19 protein-coding genes are annotated in these 22,731 nt (G+C 71.2%); 3 read left to right on the forward strand and 16 right to left on the reverse strand.

Annotation, left to right across the window (positions count from 1 at the left end; translation table 11 throughout):
• Positions 1 to 27: 27 nt before the first annotated feature.
• The 3 genes from O7619_RS13260 to O7619_RS13270 all read right to left on the reverse strand — a co-directional run bounded on the left by O7619_RS13260 (position 28) and on the right by O7619_RS13270 (position 2,991).
• Positions 28 to 789, reverse strand: coding sequence for a carbohydrate ABC transporter permease (locus O7619_RS13260; RefSeq protein ID WP_282288814.1), 762 nt, complete (start codon positions 787 to 789; stop codon positions 28 to 30).
• A gap of 62 nt (positions 790 to 851) precedes the next feature.
• A complete protein-coding gene (locus O7619_RS13265; RefSeq protein WP_282288014.1) occupies positions 852 to 1,739 on the reverse strand; it encodes a sugar ABC transporter permease in 888 nt (295 codons plus the stop codon).
• Positions 1,740 to 1,743: 4 nt separating this feature from the next.
• Positions 1,744 to 2,991, reverse strand: coding sequence for an extracellular solute-binding protein (locus O7619_RS13270; protein WP_282288015.1), 1,248 nt, complete (start codon positions 2,989 to 2,991; stop codon positions 1,744 to 1,746).
• 225 nt (positions 2,992 to 3,216) lie between these two features.
• On the opposite strand from O7619_RS13270, the gene O7619_RS13275 reads away from it, so the two are divergent.
• Positions 3,217 to 4,983 (forward strand): ricin-type beta-trefoil lectin domain protein, encoded by a 1,767-nt coding sequence (locus O7619_RS13275; protein WP_282288816.1) that lies wholly within the window; start codon positions 3,217 to 3,219, stop codon positions 4,981 to 4,983.
• 60 nt (positions 4,984 to 5,043) lie between these two features.
• Here the strand turns inward: O7619_RS13275 and O7619_RS13280 are convergent, their stop codons facing one another.
• The 12 genes from O7619_RS13280 to O7619_RS13335 form a co-directional block, all read right to left on the reverse strand.
• On the reverse strand, positions 5,044 to 6,393 hold the full coding sequence (locus tag O7619_RS13280) for a ricin-type beta-trefoil lectin domain protein (protein ID WP_282288017.1): 1,350 nt from the start codon (positions 6,391 to 6,393) through the stop codon (positions 5,044 to 5,046).
• A 79-nt stretch (positions 6,394 to 6,472) separates the two neighbouring features.
• On the reverse strand, positions 6,473 to 7,597 hold the full coding sequence (locus O7619_RS13285; RefSeq protein WP_282288019.1) for an RICIN domain-containing protein: 1,125 nt from the start codon (positions 7,595 to 7,597) through the stop codon (positions 6,473 to 6,475).
• A gap of 11 nt (positions 7,598 to 7,608) precedes the next feature.
• Positions 7,609 to 9,393: a family 43 glycosylhydrolase gene (locus O7619_RS13290; RefSeq protein ID WP_282288020.1), complete on the reverse strand. Its 1,785-nt coding sequence runs from the start codon at positions 9,391 to 9,393 to the stop codon at positions 7,609 to 7,611.
• Between the two features lie 33 nt (positions 9,394 to 9,426).
• Complete coding sequence (locus O7619_RS13295; protein WP_282288022.1) at positions 9,427 to 10,947, reverse strand: arabinofuranosidase catalytic domain-containing protein; 1,521 nt, start codon at positions 10,945 to 10,947, stop codon at positions 9,427 to 9,429.
• Between the two features lie 298 nt (positions 10,948 to 11,245).
• Positions 11,246 to 11,617 (reverse strand): metalloregulator ArsR/SmtB family transcription factor, encoded by a 372-nt coding sequence (locus O7619_RS13300; RefSeq protein ID WP_282288024.1) that lies wholly within the window; start codon positions 11,615 to 11,617, stop codon positions 11,246 to 11,248.
• 42 nt (positions 11,618 to 11,659) lie between these two features.
• Positions 11,660 to 12,379, reverse strand: coding sequence for a putative N-acetylmannosamine-6-phosphate 2-epimerase (locus O7619_RS13305; protein WP_282288025.1), 720 nt, complete (start codon positions 12,377 to 12,379; stop codon positions 11,660 to 11,662).
• Entirely contained in the window at positions 12,376 to 13,293 is a 918-nt protein-coding gene (locus O7619_RS13310) for an ROK family protein (RefSeq protein ID WP_282288026.1), read from the reverse strand. The genes O7619_RS13305 and O7619_RS13310 overlap by 4 nt, the downstream gene beginning before the upstream one ends.
• Complete coding sequence (locus O7619_RS13315; RefSeq protein WP_282288027.1) at positions 13,290 to 14,132, reverse strand: carbohydrate ABC transporter permease; 843 nt, start codon at positions 14,130 to 14,132, stop codon at positions 13,290 to 13,292. Before O7619_RS13315 ends, O7619_RS13310 begins: the two co-directional genes overlap by 4 nt.
• Positions 14,122 to 15,069, reverse strand: coding sequence for a sugar ABC transporter permease (locus tag O7619_RS13320; RefSeq protein WP_282288028.1), 948 nt, complete (start codon positions 15,067 to 15,069; stop codon positions 14,122 to 14,124). Before O7619_RS13320 ends, O7619_RS13315 begins: the two co-directional genes overlap by 11 nt.
• An 11-nt stretch (positions 15,070 to 15,080) precedes the next feature.
• Positions 15,081 to 16,364, reverse strand: a complete 1,284-nt coding sequence (locus O7619_RS13325) for a sugar ABC transporter substrate-binding protein (protein ID WP_282288029.1) — start codon at positions 16,362 to 16,364, stop codon at positions 15,081 to 15,083.
• Positions 16,365 to 16,386: 22 nt separating this feature from the next.
• Positions 16,387 to 17,982 carry an FAD-dependent oxidoreductase gene (locus O7619_RS13330; protein WP_282288030.1) on the reverse strand — a complete coding sequence of 532 codons (1,596 nt, stop codon included), beginning with the start codon at positions 17,980 to 17,982 and terminating at the stop codon, positions 16,387 to 16,389.
• A gap of 73 nt (positions 17,983 to 18,055) precedes the next feature.
• Complete coding sequence (locus O7619_RS13335) at positions 18,056 to 19,102, reverse strand: LacI family DNA-binding transcriptional regulator (RefSeq protein ID WP_282288031.1); 1,047 nt, start codon at positions 19,100 to 19,102, stop codon at positions 18,056 to 18,058.
• Between the two features lie 316 nt (positions 19,103 to 19,418).
• On the opposite strand from O7619_RS13335, the gene O7619_RS13340 reads away from it, so the two are divergent.
• Complete coding sequence (locus O7619_RS13340; protein ID WP_282288032.1) at positions 19,419 to 20,774, forward strand: hypothetical protein; 1,356 nt, start codon at positions 19,419 to 19,421, stop codon at positions 20,772 to 20,774.
• A 94-nt stretch (positions 20,775 to 20,868) separates the two neighbouring features.
• Here the strand turns inward: O7619_RS13340 and O7619_RS13345 are convergent, their stop codons facing one another.
• The gene (locus tag O7619_RS13345) at positions 20,869 to 21,852 is read right to left on the reverse strand and encodes an NAD(P)-dependent alcohol dehydrogenase (RefSeq protein WP_282288033.1); all 984 of its coding nucleotides are present in this window, start codon (positions 21,850 to 21,852) and stop codon (positions 20,869 to 20,871) included.
• 101 nt (positions 21,853 to 21,953) lie between these two features.
• On the opposite strand from O7619_RS13345, the gene O7619_RS13350 reads away from it, so the two are divergent.
• Positions 21,954 to 22,670, forward strand: a complete 717-nt coding sequence (locus tag O7619_RS13350) for a TetR/AcrR family transcriptional regulator (RefSeq protein ID WP_282288818.1) — start codon at positions 21,954 to 21,956, stop codon at positions 22,668 to 22,670.
• Positions 22,671 to 22,731: the final 61 nt, after the last annotated feature.

Genomic DNA, 22,731 nt, shown 5'->3' on the forward strand with positions numbered 1-22,731 from the left:
TGGCTGCCTTTCTGGGGTGCGGATGGCTCAGTCCTTGACGGCGCCCGCTGTCACGCCCGCGGCGACGTATCGCTGGGCCACGATCAGCAGGACGGTGGCGGGGATGGAGGCGACCACGGCGGTGGCCATGATGGCGTTCCACTGCTGGTTGTTGTTGCCGATGTAGTGGTAGATGCCGAGCGTGATCGGCCGGGCGTCGCCCCCGGCGTCCAGGGTGGACGCGAAGAGGAAGTCCGACCAGGCCCAGAGGAAGGCGAACAGCGACACGGTGATGACCGAGCCCCGGCTCAGCGGCAGCACCACCGACCGGAACGTCCGCCACCGGCCGGCGCCGTCCACCACCGCGGCGTGCAGCACCTCGTCCGGGATGCCGGACATGAACGCCGTGAAGATCAACACCCCGAAGGGCACGGCGATGGTGGAGTCGGCGAGCACCAGGCCGGCGGCCGAGTTGAGCACCCCGAGGCGCAGATAGATGGCGTAGAACCCCATCGCCATGATGATTCCGGGGATCATCTGCGCGATCAGCAGCACGAGGCTGAGCACGCCGCCGCCGGCCGGGCGCAACTTCGCCAGGGCGTATCCGGCCGGCGCGGCGAGGGCCACGGTCAGCGCCACGGTGCCGAGCCCGACGAGCAGGCTGGTGCCGAGGTACGGCAACTGCTCCCGCAGCACCACCCGGTAACCCTCGACGGTGCCGTCGACGGGGAGCAGGTGCGGCGGGTCGGCCCGCAGGTCGCCGTCGCGGGTGAACGAGACGTTGATCATCCAGTAGACCGGGAACAGCATCAGCGCGGTGAACACCAGCCCGAGGCCGGTCCGCCACCAGGCGGTACGCGCGGGTCTTCTCGTCACCACCGTTGCCTCCGCTGCGCTCGGGCGTAGCTCAACGCGAAGATGAGGGCGACCACGATCAGCAGGTTGCCGACGGCCGCGCCCGGCCCGAACTCCGGCAGCAGGCTGCCGAAACCGAGCCGGTAGGACCAGGTGGCGAACGTGGTGGACGAGTCGGTCGGCCCGCCCCTGGTCATGATCCAGATGAGGTCGAAGACCTTCAGCGTGTAGATCAGCCCGAGCAGCAGCGTGATCGCCGACACCGGCCGCAGCAACGGGAACGTGATCCGCCAGAACCGCTGCCACCCGCTCGCCCCGTCCAGCGCCGCGGCCTCGTACACCTGCTGCGGCACGGCCTGGAGGCCGCTGTAGAGGACGACCAGGTTGAACGGGATGCCGATCCAGATGTTCGCGACGATCACCGAGACCAGCGACCACCGCGGCGACGTCAGCCAGTTGACCGGGTCGAGCCCCACCGCGCCGAGCGCCGCGTTGACCACGCCGGCGTCGCTGTTGAGCATCCACGACCAGGTGGAGGCCGAGACGATGAGCGGCAGCAGCCAGGGTACGAGGAACAGCGCCCGCAGCGTCGCCGACAGCGGGAAGTGCCGGTGGAAGAAGACCGCGAGCGCCAGCCCCAGGGCGAACTGGAACAGCAGCGACACCGCCGTGAAGACCGCCGTGTGCGCGAGCGCCGGCAGAAAGGTCGGATGGGTCAGCACGTCCCGGTAGTTGTCCAGCCCGGCGAACGGGGCGTCGCCGGAGACGAACGATCGGACCGTGTAGCGCCGCAGGCTCAGCTCGACGTTGCGGTAGAGCGGGTAGGCGTAGAAGACCAACAGGTAGACCGTCACCGGGGCGAGGAACGCCCACGCCGTCCACCGGTCGGTGCGGTTTCGGCTCATGGATCTACTTGGCGGCGGCTGCGCCCTGGGCGGCGGACAGGGCCGCCTGCGGCGTCTTCGCGCCGCTGAGCGCGCCCTGCACGGCGGTCCACAACTGCTCGGAGATCTTCGGGTACCGCGTGCCGAGGTTGTCGCCGGTGCGCCCCTTGGCGGCGTTGACCGCGTCGACCCACACCTTCAGCTCCGGGTCGGTCGCGACCTGCTTCTCCTGGACGGCCGTCACCGGTGCGACGTACGACAGCGTGGTGTCGGTGGTCAGCAGGTTCTCCGGGTTGGTCAGGCAGGTCACCAGCTTCTGCGAAACCTCGTACCGGCCGGTGTCGCGCTGCACCGGGATGGAGACGAACTCGCCGCCGGTCGGGGCCGGGGCGGTGCCGCCGGCACTCGCCGGCACCGGAATGATCCCGTACGCGAAGTCGAGCTTCTCGGCGTTGGCCCGCTGCCAGGTGCCGTTCTCGGCGAAGGCGTAGTCGCCGCCGGCGAACTCCTGCCAGCTCGTGGTCTGCGTGTTGTTGATGACGGAGTTCGGCGCGTACCCCTTGGTCAGCCAGTCCTTCCACAGCGCCAGCGCGGAGACGGCCTGCGGCGAGTCCAGCGCGGTCAGTTGGGCGCCCGCGCCCCAGAACCAGGGCAGGAACTGGAAGCTGCCCTCCTCGGTGCCGATCGCCGAGAACGTGATGCCCTTCTTGCCGGCGCCCTTCACCTTCGCCAGCGCGGCGGTCAGCGACGGCCAGTCCCGGACCGACGCGACGTCCACCCCGGCCCTGCCCAGCAGGTCCTTGTTGTACCAGAGGGCGAGCGTGTTCGCCCCGATCGGGACGCCGTACGTCCGGCCGTCGAGCTGGCCGGCGCCGAGCAGGTTGGGTGCCGAGGCCGAGGTGTCGAGCTTCGTCTCGTCCGCCGAGGTCAGCGCGCCGGCCTGGGCGAGCGTGGAGATGACCGGGTTGTCGATGATCAGCACGTCGGGGGAGTTGCCCTGCTGGGCCGCGAGCAGCGCCTTGTTGGTCAGGTCGGTGGTGTCGTAGCCGGTGCGTCGCACCGTCACGCCCGCGGCGCTGCCGCAGCCGTCGAGCAGTTTCTCCCAGTCGGACCCGCCGGCGAACTGCGGGTACGGGTCCCAGACGGTGTAGGCGGCGCCGCCGCCCCCACCCTCCGGGGTGTCGTTCGCGGAGCAGCCGGTGACGGCGCCGGCGACCGTGAGGGCGGTCAGGGCGGCGCCGGCCACGCCCCGCCGCCAGGCGGATGTCGTCATGGTGTGGCCCCTCTCGGGCAAGGAAGTAGCGAATCGGTTCGACCGAACATAAGCCGGTCGATGTAAGCGGTCAAGGTGCTCGATCGTCTCTGGGTGAAACTGATTCGTTGCAGGCTGGTCATGGCGTTGACATCCATGGATGTCGACGCCTAGGCTGCCCGGCGAATCGATTCGCTAGGACGTCCTCCGCAGCCCCACCACACTGCCGAAGGAGTCGCAGTGAACATCCCCCACGCCCGGGCACCCCGGATCCGCGGCCTCGCCGCCCGGATCGCGGCCGGCGCCCTCACCGTCGCCTGCTCACTCGCGGTCGCCGCGTCCCCGGCACGGGCCGCCGACGAGTCGCTCACCGTCAACTTCTCCGCCTCCCTGGGTACGCCGACGTACCGCGGGTCGGGGTGGATCTACGGGATGACCGAGAACGGCCAGAACCCACCGGACAACTACTTCCGGGACGTGCAGTTCCGGGCCATGCGCGCCGGCGGCGCCCAGCTACCCGGCCAGGGCTGGGTCGGCGGCGGCTACGACCGACGGTGGAACGCCACCGTCGCCCAGGCCCGCCGCACCGCCGCCCTCGGCGGCACGTTCGTGCTGCTCGACCACGACCTGTGGGGCGCCGACGGCGCCTCGATCAGCCGCTTCCCCGGCGACAACGGTGACTGGAGCGACTACGACCGCTTCCTGGACCGGCTCTTCTCCGACGTGCGCTCGGCCGGGATCACCGTGCAGTGGGACATCTGGAACGAGCCGAACATCAGCCTGTTCTGGAACCGGCCGCAGTCGCAGTACTTCGAGCTGTGGCGGCGCACCTACCAACGGATCCGCTCGGCCTTCCCGGGCATGCTCATCGTCGGGCCGAGCTGCGCCTGCGTGCCGTCCACGGGCGGCTGGTGGACCCAGTACCTGGACTACGTCAAGGCCAACAACGTGGTGCCGGACATCTTCAGTTGGCACTCGCTGCCCGGCGACCCGGTGTCGAACGTGGCCATCGCCAACCAGACGCTCGACTCGCGGGGCATCGCCCACCCACGACCGCACCAGATCAACGAGTACGGGGCGTCGAACCAGCAGAACCCGGCCGGCGGGGCGTGGTACCTGGCCCGGCTGGAACGCGCCGGCGCGGACGGGCTGCGGGCCAACTGGGCCGGCGGCCAGAACCTGCACAACGACCTGGCCAGCCTGCTCACCCGCACCTCCGGCGGGCAGTACCAGCCCAGGGGCGAATGGTGGGCCTACCAGTACTACGGCTCGATGACCGGCCAGATCGCCTCGGTCACCCCGAGCGCCTCCTACGACGCCTTCGCCACCCGGGACACCGGCTCGGCGAAGATCCTCATCGGCGGCAACACCACCACCGGCAACGTCGCGGTGAACATCCAGCGCCTGGACGCGACGAGCGGCATCGTGGTCAACAACCAGGTCCGGGTGGTGGTGCAGAACATCCCGTACAACAACGGCGGCGCGGTGTCCGGGCCGATCACGGTGCGGGACAGCGTGGTGACGCTGTCGAACAACGGCACCACGGTCACCGTGTCGCACCCGGCCATCAGCGACACGTCCACCGTCACCCTGCTGCCGCCCGGCGACGGCGGGCCGACGAACCAGAACGTCCAGATCGTCGGCGGCCAGTCCGGCCGGTGCGCGGACGTGCCGGGCGCCACCACCACGAACGGCAGCCAGCTCCAGCTCTGGGACTGCCACGGCAACGCCAACCAGCGCTTCAGCTACACCTCGGGCAAGCAGCTCACGGTGTACGGCAACAAGTGCCTGGACGCCTCCGGTCGGGGCACCGCGAACGGCACGCCGGTGGTCATCTGGGACTGCAACGGCCAGTCCAACCAGCAGTGGAACCTGAACGCCGACGGCACCATCACCGGTGTGCAGTCCAACCTGTGCCTGGACGCCAGCGCGTTCGGCACCACCAACGGCACCAAAATCCAGCTCTGGCAGTGCCTGAACGGCGCCAACCAGAAGTGGACCCTCCGCCCCTGAGGTGCAAGGCGGGGCCCCTTCTTAACGTCTGCGGTATAGGAAGGGGCCCCGCTTAACACCTCAGCGCCAGCTCCACCGCTGGTTGGCCTGACCGTTGCAGGACCAGAGGATGAGCCTCGTGCCGTTCGCGGTGCCGGCGCCGTTGGCGTCGAGGCAGAGCCCGGACTGCACGCCGGTGATGGTGCCGTTGGGGTTGACGTTCCACTGCTGGTTGGACTGTCCGTTGCAGCCCCACACGATGACCGCCGTGCCGTTGCTGGTGCCCGCGCCGTTCGCGTCCAGGCACAGGTTGCCGGCCAGTTGCAGTTGGCGGTTGGCCCCGGCGGTCCAGAGCTGACCGGACTGCCCGGCGCAGTCCTGCAACTGCACCTGCGTACCGGAGGTCTGGGTCGGCGCGGTGACGCAGCGGCCGGACTGTTCGCCGGCGAGCTGTCGCCCGTTCGTGGGCGACGGGCTGGTCGGCGGCGTGGTCGGCGGGTTCGTCGGGGTGGTGCCGTCGAACTGGGTGAAGAACCGCCACACCACGGCCTGCGTCCACGACCGCTCGCCCGGCGCGAACGGGTCGGCGGTGCCGTCCACCGCGTTCGGGGCGTGCGGCCCGTCGAAGGCGCCCCAGGCCACCGGGTAGCCCGCCCGGCAACCCGAGTAGTAGGTGACGACGTGGGTCAGGCTGCCCTGCGCCGGCTCCGGCGGATTCTGCGGGGTGCAACCGTTGTTGCGGACGAACTGGTCGCGCAGCGCGCGGCCCGCCGAGATCGGCAGCGTCCCGTCACGCAGACCGTGAATTCCGAGGTACGCGATGGGCTGCGTGCCGCCGTTGCACCCGCTGAGGTTCGCGCCCGAATAGACCGCCACCGCGCGGAAGACGTTCGCCCGGGCACAGGCGATGGCGTAGCTCATGCCGCCGCCGTAGCTGAAGCCCATCGCGTACAACTGGGTGGTGTCCACGCACAGCCCGGCGGAGAACGTGCGGACCATGTCGTCGACGAACGTCAGGTCCTGGCCGTTGGGGTTGGCCCAGCCGTTGCCGTTGCCCTGCGGTGCGACGAAGATCGCGCTGTTGTTCGACAGCGCCCGGACCCCGTAGTAGGACCACAGGTATCCGCTGGTCCCGCCCGAGTCGACGTCGCCCGCGGTGCCGCCGTTCCAGTGGAAACCGAAGATCAACCGGTACGGGTGGTTGTTGTCGTAGTTGTCGGGGATCCGCAGGATGTACGAACGGTTCTGGCCGCCGCTGGAGATCGTGTGCGAGCCGCTCGTCAGCGCCGGGGCCTTGCCGCAGCCGGCGGTCGCCGCCAGCGGGCCGACGCCGACGGAATCCTGACCGGCGGCGAACGCGACGCCGCCCATGGCGAGGACGAGTCCCGCCACTCCCGTGACGACGCCGACGATGAGCCGATGTCTCGGCATGGCGTCCTCCTTCCTTCGAGAGGTTAAGCGGGGCCCCTTCCTATACCGGAGGCGTTAAGAAGGGGCCCCGCCTTGCACGTCAGCTTCGGATGCTCCACTGCTGGTTGGTGCCGGTGTGGCAGTCCCAGAGGTTGATCTTCGTGCCGTTGGCGGTGCCGTAGCCGGCCGCGTCCAGGCAGCGTCCGGACTGGACGCCGGTGATGGTGCCGTTGGCGTTCAGATTCCACTGCTGGTTGGACTGGCCGTTGCAGTCCCAGATGATCACGCTGGTGCCGTTCGCGGTCCCCCTACCGTTCGCGTCGAGGCACTTGTTGCCGAGCACCTGCAACTGCTTCGCGGAGGTGTAGGTCCAGCGCTGCGGGGTGCCGCCCCAGCAGTCGTACAACTGCACCTGGGTGCCGTTCGTGGCGCTGCCGTTCGGCACGTCCAGGCACCGGCCCGAGCCGCCACCGACCACCTGCACGTTCTGGTAGGTGGTGCCGCCGCCGTTGCCCGGGGTGCCGATGCTGCCCTCCACCGACCGCAGCGCGGCGTACCAGACCGCGGCCATCTTGTCGTAGCCGCCGGCGGTCGGGTGGATGCCGTCGATCAGGTCGGCGGTGCTCAGCGCCGAGTGCTGGTCGACCAGGTGGACCCGCTTGCCGGCGTTCACCTTGGACTGCACGATGCCGGGGATGGCCGCGTTGAAGGTGCGTACCGCCGACTCCTGGCCGGAGTTCGCCAGCGGGATGATCTGTGCCACGAACACGTCGGCGTTGGGCGCCGTCGCGGTGATGTGGTCGATCAGGGTGGAGAGCCGGTTCGGCGCGCCGGACACGTTGTAGTTCTGCAGGATGTCGTTGGTGCCGATGTGCAGCAGCACGGTGCGCGGCTGGTAGGCGTTCAGCCAGCCGGTGATGTTGGCGTCAATCTGGTCGATCCGCCAGCCGGGGTGTCCCTCGTGGTCGTGGTCGCCGAGGTTGCCCGGCCCGTTGAACTGGGAGCCGACGAAGTCGATCCGGTAGCCGCCGGCGGCGAGCCGTTGCCACAGCCCGATCCGGGAGCCGCCCGGGACCTGGGTGCCCTCGGTGATCGAGTCACCGAGCGGCATCACCCGCACCCCGCCGTTGGACTCGGCTCCGGCCGGGCCGGCCGGGGTGAGCACCCCGGCGACGGCCATGGTCAGTGCGGCGGCTGCGGCGAGCCACCCTGTCCTTCTGCGCATGAGTGTTCCTCTCAGGGGCTGGTGCAGGTCAGGGACGGGGTCGACGGCGAGCCGTTGGCCAGGAAGCCGAACGTGGTCGAGCCGGCGGCCGGCACCGAGCCGTTGTACGAGACGTTGCGGACGGTCGCCGTGGAGCCGCTGGTGCTCAGCGTGCCGCCCCAGATCTGGTTGATGCTCTGGCCTCCGGCCAGGTTCCAGCCCACCGTCCAGCCGTTGATCGCGGAGGCGCCGGCCGTGACGGTCACCTCGCCCTGGAAGCCGCCGGACCAGCTACTCGTGGTGCGGTAGGTCGCGGCGCAGGCGCCGCCGGTGGGCGGCGGGGTGGTCGGCGGCGCGGTGGTGGGCGGCGGGGTCGTCGGCGGTGCGGTGGTCGGCGGTGCGGTGGTGGGCGGCGCGGTGGTGGGCGGCGGGGTGGTGGTGCCGGAGGTGAACCGCCAGTGGTCGATGTTGAACAGCGAGCCGCTGCCGCCGGTGAACCGCAGGTAGAGGTCGTGGGTGCCGGTGGCGCCGCTGACCCCGCAGGTCGTGTCCGTCCAGGTCTGCCAGCCGCCGGTGCCGGACACCCGGCAACTGCCGACGAGCGGGCCGCTGGTGCCGTCCAGGCGCAACTCGATGGTGCCGCCGCTACCGGCCGAGGCCACCCGGGCGGTGTACGAGGTCGCGCCGGTGCCGAAGGCCACACCCTTGACCTTGATGTAGTCCCCGTTGTCGATGAAGCCGACGTTCATGCCGCCGCCGCTGGCCGGCTCGGTCTCGATCCCCTGCCCCCAGGCGATCGTCTCGGCCTCCTGCCGGACGTACGGGTTCAACGTCCCGACCTGCGGGGCGCCCGCGTTGGTCATGGACATCGTCGGGATCGAGCCGTCCGACCCGTAGGAGAACTTCTCCACCGCCACCGACCTTGTGAAACCACCGCCGCCGGGCAACGCGCCGTTGTGGTAGAAGAAGTAGGAGCCGCCCTTGAAGTCGACGATCCCGGGGTGGTTGGTGAAGCTGCTGCCCTGGGTGGGCATGACCGTGCCGCGGTAGGTCCACGGCCCGGTCGGGCCGGGTGCCGTCGAGTAGCCGATGAACTCCGAGCAGCACTTGGCGGCGAACACGTTGTAGTAGAGGTTGTTGCGCTTGTAGACCCAGGGCCCTTCCTCGTACAGGGTGGGCCGGTTCGCGTCCCCGGTCCGGGTGCCGAAGCCCGCCGTGGTCAGCGGGATCTGCGTCGGGCTGCCCGAGTACGAGATCATGTCCGAGTTCAGCTTCACGTACCACAGGTGCGGGTTGCCCCAGTAGAGATACGCCTGGCCGTCGTCGTCGATGAACACGGTGGGGTCGATCTCACCGTTGCTCACCAGCGGGCGGCCGATCGCGTCCCGGAACGGGCCGGTCGGGCTGTCGGAGACCGCCACGCCGATGCCCATCTGGCCGGTCGCCCGCACGACCATGGGTACGTACCAGTAGAACTTGCCGTTGCGGTAGATCGCCTGGCCGGCCCAGGCGTCCTGCTTGGCCCAACTGAAGGTGGCGAGGTTGAGCGGCGAGCCGTGGTCGGTCCAGTTGACCATGTCGTCGGACGACCAGACCCGCCACTCCTTCATGGTGAACCAGGTCGAGTTGTCCTCGTCGTGGCCGGTGTAGAGGTAGACCCGACCGTTGTAGACGAGCGGCGCCGGGTCGGCGGTGTAGATGTGCTGCACGATCGGGTTGTCCGCCCGGGCGATCGCCGGGAAGAGCCCGATGATGACGAGTAGGCTGGCGAGCACGGCGAGTCCGCGTCGGGCCGGCCTTGTTGAGAGCGTTAACATCACGGTCCTTTCGGGGGTGGTGTGCGGGTGTTCTCAGCGGTATCCGGCGGCCACGATGTTGGCCTGGACGGCGTTCTCGGTCGCATCCGAGGGATAGCCGGCCACCATGGCTCCTTCATAGAAGGTGCCGGCGCTGAGGTTGGCGCCACCGCCGGGCTTGCAGCAGTCGCCGCCGCTGCCCAGGATGATCGCGCCCTGCTTCTTCATCGGGCTGTAGCCGTTGGGCAGTGACCCGTCGTAGAGCGTGTAGAGGTTGCCGGACTGGGCGTTGCTGCCCTTGATGGCGAACCGGCTGGTGCCGTTGTTCTTCAGCGTGGCGGTGACGAACTTGCTGGTGAAGGCGCGTTGGTTGGGGTTCCAGGACTGGCTGCCGCCGGGGTAGAGACCCCATTCCAGGTCGGCCTGCACCCAGGGTCCGTTGCCGGAGCAGCCGCCGAACCAGCAACTGGTGCTGAAGTTGATCGCGTCCATCGCTCCCGCGGCGTCGGCCTTGCGGGTGGTCTCGCTGTTGCCGTAGTCGAAGCAGCAGCCGCTGTTGACGTGGGTGCCGCTGGTGACCATGTACATGCCCTCGGGCGCGCTGCCGGTCGGGATGCCGGTCAGGTGGCCGTCCCGCCAGTAGCTGTTGTTCGGATTGATGTAGAGCGAGTACGCCTTGGCGCCGCCGACGGTCAACGACTCGCTCGTCGCGATGGCCGGCCGGCTGGACGACGAGCCGGGGACCTGCGCCGAACCCTGGTACCACAGGTCGTTGCCGCGTCCCGACTGGTCGTAGACCACCGTGATCACGCAGGTCGTGCCGCCGCAGAACGAGTCCTGGCCGCCGGCGTCGGCGTAGCCGCCGGCGCTCAACACCCCGATGTCGCGGGTGGCGTTGTCCGAGGACCGGCGGACCTGGTAGAGGTTGCCGCCGTACGCCGAGAACAGCGCCCGGGTGGTGCTGTGCGCCGCCACGCACGGCGTCCCGCCGGCGGCGTAGAGGTCGCACGGCCGGCCACCGGTCGGGGGCGGCGAGGTGGGCGGCGCCGACGTCGGCGTCGTCGACGTGGTCCACCGTTGGTTGGCCTGGCCGTTGCAGGTCCAGAGGATCAGTTTGGTGCCGTTCGCGGTGCCGGCGCCGTTGGCGTCGAGGCACAGGCCGGATTGTTGGCCGGTGATGGTGCCGTTGGCGTTGACGTTCCACTGTTGGTTGGCCTGGCCGTGGCAGTCCCAGATGATCACGGCGGTGCCGGGGCTGGTGCCCTGGCCGTTGGCGTCCAGGCACTTGGTGCCGTAGACCGTGAACTGGCGGGCCGACGTGTACGTCCAGTTCTGCGCGGCGACGCCGATGCAGTCGTAGAGCTGGACCTGGGTGCCGTTCGTGGTGCTGCCGTTCGGCACGTCGACGCAGCGGCCGGACTGCGCGCCCACGACGGCGCCCGGTCCGGGAGCGGCGACGGCCACTCGCGTCTGTGTCGCCACGGCGGTGCCGCCGGCGGCCAGCACGAGGGCCAGGGCCGAGATCGCCAGGCGTCGGCGTCTGTACCGGAGGGTTCGGGGACGGGAGATGGGCATGACGGCTCCTCGGATACGCAGGCTCCGGGACCGTCCGTACCGGCGCGGAGCCTCACGGGTGGTGATGGCCGTCGATGGAACGCTGACCCGCGCAGGATGAACCCGCCGCCGGCGCCCTGTTCCGGCGCGAGGCCCGCACGCATGACGATGCCGGAGGTGCCGGTGGTGGCAGCCGGTCATCGATGTTAGCGCGAACATCGACGCGAGTAATTAGAACACATCGGCGGGCGAGACGCGCCGTGCTGGCTCTACGCCGTGTCCGAAATGCCGTCAGCCGGGCGTGGTGGGGTGCGCGCGCTCAGCGCACGCGCTTGGTCGCCCGCTTGCGCGGCGGGGTCAGCAGGTCGGCGATCGCGGCGATCGAGGCCGGCACCACCCGGTAGTAGGCCCAGACGCCACGCTTCTCCCGTTCGAGCAGCCCGGCCTCGGTGAGGATCCGCAGGTGATGGCTCACCGTCGGCTGGGACAGCCCGAGCGGGGCGGTCAGGTCGCTCACCGACGCCTCGCCCTGCGGGGCGGACTGGATCAGGCTGATCAGCCGCAGCCGAGCCGGATCGGCGAACGCCTTCAGCACCCCCGCGAGGCGCTCGGCATCGGCCCGCTTGATCGGCTCACCGGTCAGCGGCGAGATGGACGGCATGGCAGTTTTCGCAGTTCCCACGCCCTCCATAGTCGCACCAACGCCATCGATGCGACGGCAAAACGGCAACCATCACGGGTGATGAATCCCCCTCGGATGCGATCCGTGCGGCGCGCGGGGGGTGGCCGGCACGAGCCGGCGGGTGATCCACAGTGGTGAGGTGACGGCGTTGCCCATCACCACCGCGTGCGCCCCGGCGGCGAAGGCCCGGCCGATCTGCTCCGGGGTGCGGTACCGCCCCTCGGCGAGCACCGGCACCGGCAGCAGCGCGGCGAGTCGTGCCAGAAGCCCGAGGTCGGGGCCGTCGGTCGACGGGCTGGCCGCGGTGTAGCCGGACAGCGTGGTGGCGACCGCGTCCGCGCCGGCCGCCACCGCGGCGACCCCCTCGGCCACGGTGGAGACGTCGGCCAGGACCAGCGCGTCGGTCCGCTCCCGCAGCGCGCGTACGGTGTCGGCGAAGCCGCGCCCGTCCGGCCGTGGGCGGTCGGTCGCGTCGACCGCGACGACGTGCGCGCCGGCCCGCGCCACCGCCAGCGCGTGCGCCGCGGTCGGGGTGATGAACACGTCCCCGGCGCCGTGCTTGAACAGCCCGATCACCGGCACGTCGACGGCGGCGCGTACCGCCCGGACGTCGTCCGGGCCGTTGACCCGGACCGCCACCGCGCCGCCGCGGACGACCGCCGCCGCCACGTGGGCCTGGACGTACGGGTCGCGCATCGGGTCGTCCGGCTCGTCGGGCAGCGGCTGGCAGGACACCACGAGCCCGCCGGCCAGGTCGTCGAGGACGCTCACGGTCCGGTCCCTCCGTCGTCTGTCGTTCGGGTGGCGAGCCGGGCCGCGCCGACCAGGACGGCGTCGGCGCCCAGCGCGGCCGGCAGCAGCGGCACGCCGGCCCAGCCCTCGGGCAGTTCCGCCCGGTAGGCGGCGGAGGCGGCGGGCAGCAGGACCGCGGCGGCCCCGCCGGTGATCAGGACGGCCTCCGGGTCGAGCAGGGCGACCAGCCCGGCCAGGGCCGCGCCGAGGGCGGCGCCGGCCCGGTCGACGACCTGCCCGGCGATCCGGTCACCGGCGTTCGCGCGTTCCGCCACGGTCCGGCCGGTGACCCCGGCGCCGGTCGCGACGGCGTACGCGGCGGACAGCCCGGTGCCGGAGGCGACCGCCTCCAGATGCCCGTACCGGCCGCAGCCGCACCGCAGCCGGTGCGCGCCGGGCGCGGGCAGGTGCCCGAGTTGGCCGGCCGCCCCGCGGGCGCCGGTCTCGACGCGGCCGTCGCGGACCACCGCCCCGCCCAGCCCGGTGCCGACGGCCACCAGCAGCACGTGCCGGCGGCCCCGCCCGGCGCCGGCCCAGCTCTCGCCGAGCGCGGCGGCGCTCACGTCGTTGGTGACGCGCACCTGTCGGCCCAGCCGCGCGGCGAGGGCGCCGGCGACCGGGGTGCCGGCCCACCCGGGGAGGCTGTCGGTGGCGTACCGGATGGTGCCGGTGGCCGGGTCGACGGTGCCGGCGGTGCCCACCCCCACCGGGCCGGCGCGGGCCGCGCCGAACAGCTCCGCGGCCAGGCCGGCGGCGGCGTCGAGCACCGCCTCGGGCCCGGCGCGGGCCGGGGTGGGGACCTCCCGGCGGGCCCGCACCCGTCCGTCCGGGTCGACAAGCGCGGCGGCGGTCTTGGTGCCGCCGATGTCGACGCCGATCACCGGCGCGGTCACCCCTTCAGGCCGGTGTGCGCGAGGCCCTCGACGAACTGCTTCTGCGCGATGACGAACACCACCAGGACCGGCAGCGCGGTCATCGACGCCGCCGCGAGCTGGACGTCCCACATCGGGCCGCCGTACGCGTCGACGAACTGGGTGAGCGCCTGCGGGAGGGTGAACTTCTCCGGCGAGGAGAGGAACACGATGGGTTCCAGGTAGAGGTTCCAACTGTGCAGGAAGGTGAAGATGGACACCGCGCCCAGCGCGGGCCGGGACAGCGGCAGCGCGATCCGCCAGAACGTGGCGAAGCGGCCCAACCCGTCGACCCGGGCCGCCTCCTCCAGCTCGTCGGGGAGGCTGATGAAGAACTGCCGCATGATGAACGTCGCCAGCACGCTCGGCGCGCCGAAGATCGGCACCAGGATCAGCGGCCAGTGGGTGTCGATCAGCCCGGCCTTGAAGAACATCTGGAACAGCGGCACGATCGTCACCTCGCTGGGGATGAGCAGGCCCGCGAGGACGACGAGGAACAGCAGGTTCTGGCCGCGGAACCGGATCCGCGCGAAGGCGTACCCGGCGAGCGCCGCCACGGCCAGCGTGCCGACGGTGACCAGCAGCGCGATGTAGAGGCTGTTGAGATACTGCTGCCCGAACGGCTGCAACTCGAACACCCGCCGGTAGGCGTCGAGCCTCGGGTCGGTCGGCAGCAGCTTCGGCGGGAAGGCGAAGATGTCGGCCACCGGCGTCAGCGACGAGGTGACCATCCACCAGGTGGGGAAGACGAACGGGACGGCCAGGATCAGCAGCGCCCCGTAGAGCGCCAGCTTGGCCCGGCGGGACAGCTCACGATTCATGGAAGACCCACCTCTTGCGCATCTGCCACTGCAGCACGGTGAGCGCGAGCACGATGACGAACAGCAGGATCGACAGCGTCGCGCCGTAGCCGAAGTGATGGAACTGGAAGGCCTGCTGGTAGAGGTAGTAGACGAGCACCGTGGTCGAGGTGCCCGGCCCGCCCTGGGTCAGCACGGCGATCTGCGCGAAGACCTGGAGCGACCCGACCACCGTGATGATCGACGTCAGCAGGATCGTCGGGCTGATCAGGGGCACGGTGATCCGCCAGAACTGGCGCATCCGGCCCGCCCCGTCGACCTCCGCGGCCTCGTACAGGTCCGCCGGCACGCCCTGGAGGGCGGCCAGGAACAGCACCATGTTCAGGCCGACGTTCTTGAACACCTGCACGACGACGACCGACAGCATCGCGGTGCCCTCGCCGCGCAGCCAGTTCGGCCCGGTGACGCCGACGGTGTCGAGCAGTCCGTTGATCCCGCCGTTCTTCTGGAGCAGGAACCCCCAGACGATGGTCCAGGCCACCAGGGAGACGACCACGGGGGAGAAGAACAGGGTGCGGAACAGGATGGTGCCCCGCAGCTTCTGGTTGAGCAGCACGGCCAGCAGCAGCGCCAGGCCGAGGTTGAACACCACCAGACCGACGGAGAACAGGCCGGTGGCCCGCAGGACCGAGCCGAGGTTGGGGTCGTCGGCGAGCGCGGTGTAGTTGTCGGCGCCGACGTACTCGAAGCTGCCGGCGAGCACGTTCCACTCGTGCAGGCTGTACCAGACCACGAGGACCAGCGGCACGATCACGAAGAGCACGCTGCCGAGCAGTTGCGGGGCGATGAACAGGTAACCGGTGAGCTGGTCCCGGCGACGGCTGGTCCAGAACGGCCGGGCCCGGCCCGGGGCGGGCCCGGCAGCGGCCGGGCCCACCCTGGTGTCCGTCTGGGTCATGATTCTCGGCCCTACTTCGCCAACAACGGCTGGATCTTGGCGCAGACGCCGTCGAGCACGGCCTTGACGTCGGCGTTCGGCTGCCACAGCGGGTCCAGTCCGGCGCGGACCTGTTGGCTCAGCTCGGCCTGCCCGGCGTGGCTGGGCTTGACCACGCCGCTGGTGATGCCGTCGACGACGACCTTCTGGAGCTGCTCCGGCTTGAGCTTCGGGTTCGTCTTGCCGAGCGTCTCGGCGGTGAGCTGGGACGTGCGGGGCGGCGGGAAGAACTGGGCGAGCTTCGCCGAGTTGGCGGGGTTGGTGAAGAACGCCAGGAAGTCGGCTGCCTGCTCGGCGTGCGGGCCCTTCTTCATCACCCCGAGGCCGGCCTGCCCGACCACCGCGTACGGGCCCTTCGGGCCGGCCGGCAGCGGGACCAGGTCCCAGCCGAAACCGTCGTCCTTCAGCAGCGAGGCACGCGAGATCTGGGTGACCGTCATGGCCGCGTCACCGGCGAAGAAGTCGGCGGTGGTGCCCGGACCGGGCAGCGCCTTGCCGCTGAAGATGGCCTTGTGCAGGGTGGTCATCGCGTCGACCATCTCCGGGCTGGCGAAGCCGCAGCTCCTGCCGTCCTCGCTCCACGCCTGGGCGCCCCAGCCGGTCCAGAAGGTGGACAGGTTGTCCCAGCCCTTGTAGTCGAAGTCGCGGATCACCAGGCCCGCCTTGCCCGACTCCGCCGCGGTCGCGCCGGCGGTGGCCAGCGCGTTGTCCCAGGTCCACTGCCCGGCCGCGATCAGCTCGGCCGGCGTCTTCTGCCCGGCCTTCTTCACCATGTCGGTGTTGACGAACACCCCGAACGGCGAGGTGGAGAACGGGTACGCGTACAGCTTGCCGTCCTCCTGCCAGAGCTTGAGCGTGGCGGCGGACAGGTCGTCGTACTGGTAGCCGTCGGTCTTCCTGAGCGTGTCGTCGAGCGGGCGCAGCGCGCCGGAGGCGACGAAGTCCGGGGCCGAGTTCTCGAAGATCCACGCCAGGTCGGGCGCGTTGCCGCCGGCGATCTGCGTGGTCAGCGTGGTGGTGTAGTTGTCGAACGGCAGCGGGTCGAACGTGATCTCCGCGACGTCCGGGTGGCTCTTGCGGTATTCGTCGGCGATCTCGTTGAACAGCTTCAGGTGCGCCTCGTTGGCCGACCAGACGGTCATCCGCAGGCTGGCCGGGCCGTCGTCCTTCGCCTCGCCGCCACCGCCGCAGGCGGACAGCGCGAGGACACCTGACAACGCCGCGGCGACGGCGGCCAAACCCTTTCGTGTTTTCACTATCTTCTCCTCACCGGGGGTTTCAGTAGCCCGCGATCCGCGGCCACCGGCGCTGGACGCCGGCGGCCGAGACGCGGTCCGTGAATTCGGCCAGCAGGCGGGGGGTGCCGCGGACCGCGCGCGGGGACTCGCCCCGCGCCAGGCAGAAGTCGGCAAGCAGGCCGGCGACCTCGCCGACGTTCCACTCGACCGGGTGCAGCCGGTAGCTGCCGTTGGTGACGTGCGTGGTGCCGATGTTCTTGCCGGCCGGCAGCAGGTTCTCCATCCGCTGCGGGATCAGCGCCCCGAGCGGGATCTCGAACGGGCAGGAGCCGACGTCGATGTAGTTGTCGCCGCCGGTCGACGGGTGCAGGTCGATGCGGTACATCCCCACGCCGATCGAGTCGGGGTAGCTCACCGCGCCGTGCTCACCCCGCACCGCGAGGGAGAGGTCCTGCTCCACCACCGTGTACTCGGCGCGGATCCGGCGGGACTCCCGGATGTAGGGCGCCTGTGCCAGGCCGTCGCCGCTGCCGGTCACGTCGCCGCGCAGCCGCAGCCCGGGGAAGCCGGTGCCGCCGTCGGGGCGGGGGGCCTCCGTCTGCAACCAGTACAGGACGGAGTACGACAGCTCGCGCGCCTGGGCCAGATGCCAGGTCGCGTTCGGCACGTCGATGACCGGGCTCTCGAAGTAGTCGATCATCGGCCAGTTCACGAGCGTGATGTCGCTGCCGTACGCCCCGTCGACGAAGTTGCGCCGCGCGGCGATGCGCCGGAACGTCCACAGGTTGCCGTCACCGGGGTTGAGCCGCTGGTCGGCGTGGACGCTCAGCGGATCGTCGTCGGGGTTCGGGGTGAAGCTGCGCTCGACGATCTCCAGCGTCCGTGGGTGCGGCGACCGCCAGGACAGCATCCGGTCGCCCCAGAAGTCGGGCTTGTAGTCGCGCCAGAAGTCGTAGGAGGCGGGCCGGTCGATGGTGTGGTCGCCGTCGACGTGGTCCAGGGCGAAGCAGACGGACACCGCCTGCATGTTCATCGGCTGCGCCTGCGCCGGGGCGCTCGGTTCGCCGGTCTCCGCCTGCGACTCGAACCCGGTGACGTACTCGGTGCCGGTCAGCGGCAGCAGCTCGCCGGTCTCGGTGGCGTCCAGCACGTACGGCGCCACCACCTCGATCCGGTCGTCCCGGTCCCGGTGCGCGAGCGTGACGCCGGTGACCCGGTCCCCGTCGGTCTCGGCGGCCACCGGCCGGTACGGCTGCAACACCGTCAACCGCCCGGCCCCCCGGTGCGGCGCGAGCATCTGCTCCAGGACGGCGACAGCGACCCGGGGCTCGTGGCAGAGCCGGCTCACCCAGCCGGCGCCCGGGTTGAGGTCGGTCCAGGCCCGGGACCGCTCGGTCAGCGGGTAGTGGCGGCGGTAGTAGTCCCGGATGCCGTCGCGCAGCTCCCGGTAGCTGGCGGTGGCGCCGAACTGCTCGATCCAGGAGTGCTCGTCGGGTGGGACCGCCTGGCTGGTGAGCTGCCCGCCGAGCCAGTCGAACTCCTCGGTCAGGACGACCGACCGGCCGGCCCGGGCCGCGGCGAGCGCCGCGGCGACGCCGCCCAGTCCGCCGCCGACGACGAGGACGTCCGCACGCATCTTTGCCATTGCTTCCTTCCAGTTGCCCGGTCGACCGCTCGGTGCGGTCGGCCGCTCAGTGCCGGTCGACCGCTCAGTGCCGGCCGACCGCCGGTTCGGGTGCGCCGAGGGTGTCGCCCTCGACGGGTTCGCAGGGCAGCAGGCGCTGCTGCGGCCCGGCCGCGCTGCCGTCGATGACGCCGGTGAGCACCTCGACGGCCTGCCGGCCCATCTCCTCGCGCGGGATGTGGAAGCCGGTGAAGGTGATGTCGGTGGGCACCGGGGACGTCGGGTCGCCGAGCGTCACGATCGACAGGTCGCCGGGCACGGACAGGCCGCGCCGGCGGGCCGCCGATTCCAGCGCGACGGCGGTGGCGAAGTCCTCCACGAAGGCGACCGTGCTGCCGTCGGCCCGCAGCTCGTCGACGGCGGCGTCGGCCGCCCCGGCCGCCGCGACGACCTGCCGGGCGTGCTCCGCGCCGGTCGCCGCGGCGTCGAAACCGCGCCGCCGGTCCCGCGAGGACTCGGCGGTCATGCCCATGCCCACGTACGTCAGGCGCCGGTGACCGTCGCGCAACGCGCGCTCGACGAGGTGGGCCACCGCGGTGGCGTAGTCGGCGCCGACGTAGGGCACGGGACCGCTGGCGTCGTCGCGGCGCCCGACGGCGACGTAGGGGTATCCGTCGCGGTTGAGTCGGTCCAGCTCCGCGCCGTCGATCTCGCGGCCGAGCAGGATGCAGCCGTCGGCGAGCCGGAGCCGGTTGTCCTGGTGGAAGATGCGTCGTCGGCCGTCCACCACCGGCGCGCTCGTGAACAGCAGCAGGTCGCAGCCGACCCGTTCGGCGTACTCCTCGATGCCGAGCAGGAACGGGTGGAAGAAGTCCCGGCTGCCGCTGGGGAAGGCGGGCTCGTACGTGAACACGCCGATGATCCGGTTGAACCGCGAGGCGAGGCGGCGGGCGGCCGGGTCGGCGGCGTAGCCGGTCTCGGCGATGACCCGCAGCACCCGGTCCCGGGTTTCCGGGGCGATGCGCACGTCGGCGTCGGTCCGGTTGTTCAGCACCAGCGACACGGTCGCCTGGCTGACACCTGCCATCCGGGCGATGTCACGCTGGGTCACGCGCTTGGGGGAAGCGGTCACGTCGGTCCTTCCGGGGCGGCTAATGCGTATTAGCGCTCGGCGTTGGGATGGAGCGTGGCCGCTGACCCCGGCCGGTGTCAAGGGGTGGACGAAGATTTCCGGCGAATGAACTCCCTGAAGTAATGCGCATTAGCGGCGGCGCGAGGTGGCCCCCTTGACACGGGCGGCGGTGTGGCCGCAACATTTGAGAAACATAGATGCTAATACGTATTAGCACCCCGGCGGCGCATCGGCTCCGACGGTCGATGACGCCTGCACCTCTACCGAGAGTTATGCCTGTCCCTCGGTGCCACCCGACAGCACAGGAAGAAGACGCATGCCGAGACCATCCGTACCCTCACCCCGCCGCGCCGTCGCCACCGCCGGCGTCGCCCTGCTCGCGGTCACCGCGGCCGGCGCCGTGCCGGCCGCCGCCGATCCCGGACTCGACTTCCCGGCGTTCACCTACGCGGGCACCGCCTTCGACAAGGACGACCTCGCCTACAACCCGACGGACGAGTTCATCTTCCCCAGCGTCATCCGCGCGGCCGACTACTTCCCCCACCCGCTCGGCACGTACTACCTCTACTACGCGCCGCACGAACGACCGGGCGGCATCTCGCTCGCCTACGCCGACTCGATAGACGGGCCGTGGACGGAGTACGACGCGAACCCGCTCATCGGCAACACGTGGCTGCCGCACTACACCACGGTCAGCCACGTCTCCTCCCCGCACGCGGTGTGGATCGAGGGCGAGCGCAAGCTCTTCCTCTACTACCACGGCGAGAACTCGATCACCCGGTACGCGACCTCCGACGACGGCATCCACTTCGACTACGGCGGCACCGCCGTCAGCCGGGACGGGAGCACCGGCGGCGAGACCTCGTACGCCCGGGTGTTCGAACAGTCCGTGGCCCGGCTCGGCACGCGGTATCTGATGGTCTTCATGGACAACCCCACCGGCGGCGCGCCCGGCCCCACCGGGCCGGTGTCCCGCCGGATCCGCTGGGCCGTCTCGAACGACGCGCGGACCTGGGCCATCCAGCCCGACCCGATCGTCACCCCGCAGGGCGACGAGGGGCCGAACGCCTCGGGGCCGTTCTTCCTCCGCTGGAACGACCGCAACCTGGTGATCTACCACGCGGCCGACGGCAACATGCACGCGGTCGACGTGGGCGCGAACGTCGACCAGGAGATCCACCTCGGCGTCGTGCACGACTCGATGGCCGCCGCGCCCGACCTCGGCCGGTCGGCTGCCCCCACGTTCTACTTCGACGGCCGTACCGCGCACATGTACTACGAGGCCGGCGGCCGGCTCACCGCGACGATCGGGCACGCCACCGCCACCCTGGCCGCACCCCTGCCGGTACGGCCGCTGGACTGCGTGGTGGACCGGCCGGTGCTGTGGCCGCCGAACCACAAGCTCGTCGACGTCACCGTCAGCGTGGGCCTGCGGGACGGGGTGCTCGGTCCGCACGCGTTCACCCTCACCGGCGTGACCGGCGGGGACGCCACCGACGTCAGCGGCTTCACCACCGGCACCGCCGACACCCGCGGCAAACTGCGGGCGGAACGCGCCGGCAAGGGCGGCGACCGGGTGTACCGCCTGACGTACACCGGTCACGACGAGATCGGCCGGCCGGCGGGCTGCACCGTCACCGTCACCGTCCCGCACGACCGGCGCGGCGGCTGACGGATGCTCCGGCGCGGCCGTCGGCCGCGCGCTGCGGGGCGGTGCGGCGCACCGCCCCGCGGTCATCCTCCTCCGCCGCCACCTCGGAGATCCGTCAGAGGGTGATGACGACCTTCGCCCGGGCGTGCTCACCCTCCAGATATCGGATGGCCTCGGGCACCTCGTCCAGCGGATAGGTGCGGTCGATGGCCGGGGTGAGGTGCCCGGCCTCGGCGTGGGCGCGCAGCGCGTCGAGGTGGTCCCGGCCGGGCGCCGTGGACAGGACGACGACGCGCTGCCGGACCAGCGGCGCGAGCAGCCGCGCACGGGCCATCAACCAGACCGGCCCGACGAGACTGCCACCCCGGTAGACGCCGCCGCCGGAGAGCACGAGCGTCCCGGTCGGGGTGGCCGCCCGGCGCAGCGCGGCGAGCGAGCGGTTGCCCACCAGGTCGAACACGACGTCGTGGCGGTCCGCGGCCCGGGTGAAGTCGTCGCGGGTGTAGTCGACGACGTGGTCGGCGCCGAGCGAGCGGACCAGGTCGACGTTGCGGGTGCTGCACACGCCGGTCACGGTCGCGCCGAGCGCCTTGGCCAGTTGGACGGCCAGGGTGCCGACGCCGCCGGAGGCGCCGTTGACGAGGACGCGGTGGCCGGGCTCGACCCGCCCGGCGTCGCGTAGCCCGACGAGCGCGGTGGCGCCGGCCAGTGGCAGGGCCGCCGCCTGCTGCGGCGTCAGGTTCGCCGGCCGCGGCGCGACCAGGGCCGCGGGTACGCACACGTACTCGGCGAACGCGCCGTTGGCGTCGCCGAGGTCGGCGAAGACGGCGTCGCCTGGTCGGATCCGCTGAACGTCGGCGCCGACGTCCTCGACCAGGCCGGCGACGTCCCGGCCGCGGATGCGCGCCCGTGGCCGGGACGGCCCCAGCGCCAACCGTGCCATCCGCGGGTCGCCCCGCATGGCGTGCCAGTCGTACGCGTTGAGCGAGGCGGCCTCGACCCGGATGAGCACCTCGTCGGGGTTGGGTCTCGGCGTGGGGACGTCCGCGAGCGTCAGCGTCTCCGGCGGGCCGTATCGGTCCTGCACGATCGCCTTCATGGTTCCTCCCAGGTGTACGGTGTACGCCCATGATGGGTGTACACCGTACACCTGTCAAGGGAGTTAGGGTGCAAGCACTGCCCCCGGAAGACGAGGACGACATGGTCGAGCAGGCCGAGGCGCTCCGCCGCACGCCCCTGAGCAGGGAGCGCGTCCTGCGTACCGCCGTCGCGCTCGCCGACACGGGCGGGATCGAATCCCTCAGCATGCGCAACCTCGCGCAGCACCTGGGCGTCGTGCCGATGGCGCTCTACAAGCACGTGGCCAACAAGGACGAGTTGCTCGACGGCATGATCGACGTGGTGGTCGGCGAAATCGACCCGCCGGCGCCCGACGCCGGCTGGAGACAGGCGGTCCGCGGACGCGTCCTCTCGGCGCGGCAGATGCTGCTCCGCCATCCCTGGGCGGCGCTCGCGATCGAGTCGCGGAACACGCCGACGCCCGGCGTCCTCGGCTATCTCGACTCGATGGTCGGCACGCTCCGGGCCGGTGGGTTCTCCACCGACCTGGCCCACCACGTGATGCACGCGATGGGCAGCCGCATCCTCGGCTTCAGCCAGGAGTTGTTCGACGCCACCCGCCGCGCCGGCCGCTCCGGCCCGGCCGAATCCGACCCGGCGGCCGGCTTCCCGCCGGAGGTCGCCGCCCGGTTCCCGCACCTCGCCGCGATCGCCGGCGCGGCGTCCCACGACGACGAGTCGGTGGTCGGGTCGGGTTGCGACGACCAGTTCGAGTTCGAGTTCGCGCTGGACCTGCTGCTGGACGGTGTCGAGCGACTGCACCGCCAGGGCTGGACGTCCACGCGCCCCAACCGGTAGCACCGCCGGGCTGTGCCCGGGTCCGGTTCAGCCCGCAGTCCGCACGCCGTAGCCGTCGACG

Origin of the sequence: Micromonospora sp. WMMD998, assembly GCF_029581235.1 — a bacterium.
In the GTDB taxonomy this organism is placed as follows: Bacteria; Actinomycetota; Actinomycetes; order Mycobacteriales; family Micromonosporaceae; genus Micromonospora.

Coding starts and splice junctions, on each gene's coding strand:
- O7619_RS13260 (WP_282288814.1), bottom strand. CDS start 789: ATGCTGTTCCCGGTCTACTGGATGATCAACGTCTCGTTCACCCGCGAC.
- O7619_RS13265 (WP_282288014.1), bottom strand. CDS start 1,739: ATGAGCCGAAACCGCACCGACCGGTGGACGGCGTGGGCGTTCCTCGCC.
- O7619_RS13270 (WP_282288015.1), bottom strand. CDS start 2,991: ATGACGACATCCGCCTGGCGGCGGGGCGTGGCCGGCGCCGCCCTGACC.
- O7619_RS13280 (WP_282288017.1), bottom strand. CDS start 6,393: ATGCCGAGACATCGGCTCATCGTCGGCGTCGTCACGGGAGTGGCGGGA.
- O7619_RS13285 (WP_282288019.1), bottom strand. CDS start 7,597: ATGCGCAGAAGGACAGGGTGGCTCGCCGCAGCCGCCGCACTGACCATG.
- O7619_RS13290 (WP_282288020.1), bottom strand. CDS start 9,393: ATGTTAACGCTCTCAACAAGGCCGGCCCGACGCGGACTCGCCGTGCTC.
- O7619_RS13295 (WP_282288022.1), bottom strand. CDS start 10,947: ATGCCCATCTCCCGTCCCCGAACCCTCCGGTACAGACGCCGACGCCTG.
- O7619_RS13300 (WP_282288024.1), bottom strand. CDS start 11,617: ATGGAGGGCGTGGGAACTGCGAAAACTGCCATGCCGTCCATCTCGCCG.
- O7619_RS13315 (WP_282288027.1), bottom strand. CDS start 14,132: ATGAATCGTGAGCTGTCCCGCCGGGCCAAGCTGGCGCTCTACGGGGCG.
- O7619_RS13320 (WP_282288028.1), bottom strand. CDS start 15,069: ATGACCCAGACGGACACCAGGGTGGGCCCGGCCGCTGCCGGGCCCGCC.
- O7619_RS13330 (WP_282288030.1), bottom strand. CDS start 17,982: ATGCGTGCGGACGTCCTCGTCGTCGGCGGCGGACTGGGCGGCGTCGCC.
- O7619_RS13340 (WP_282288032.1), top strand. CDS start 19,419: ATGCCGAGACCATCCGTACCCTCACCCCGCCGCGCCGTCGCCACCGCC.
- O7619_RS13345 (WP_282288033.1), bottom strand. CDS start 21,852: ATGAAGGCGATCGTGCAGGACCGATACGGCCCGCCGGAGACGCTGACG.
- O7619_RS13350 (WP_282288818.1), top strand. CDS start 21,954: ATGGTCGAGCAGGCCGAGGCGCTCCGCCGCACGCCCCTGAGCAGGGAG.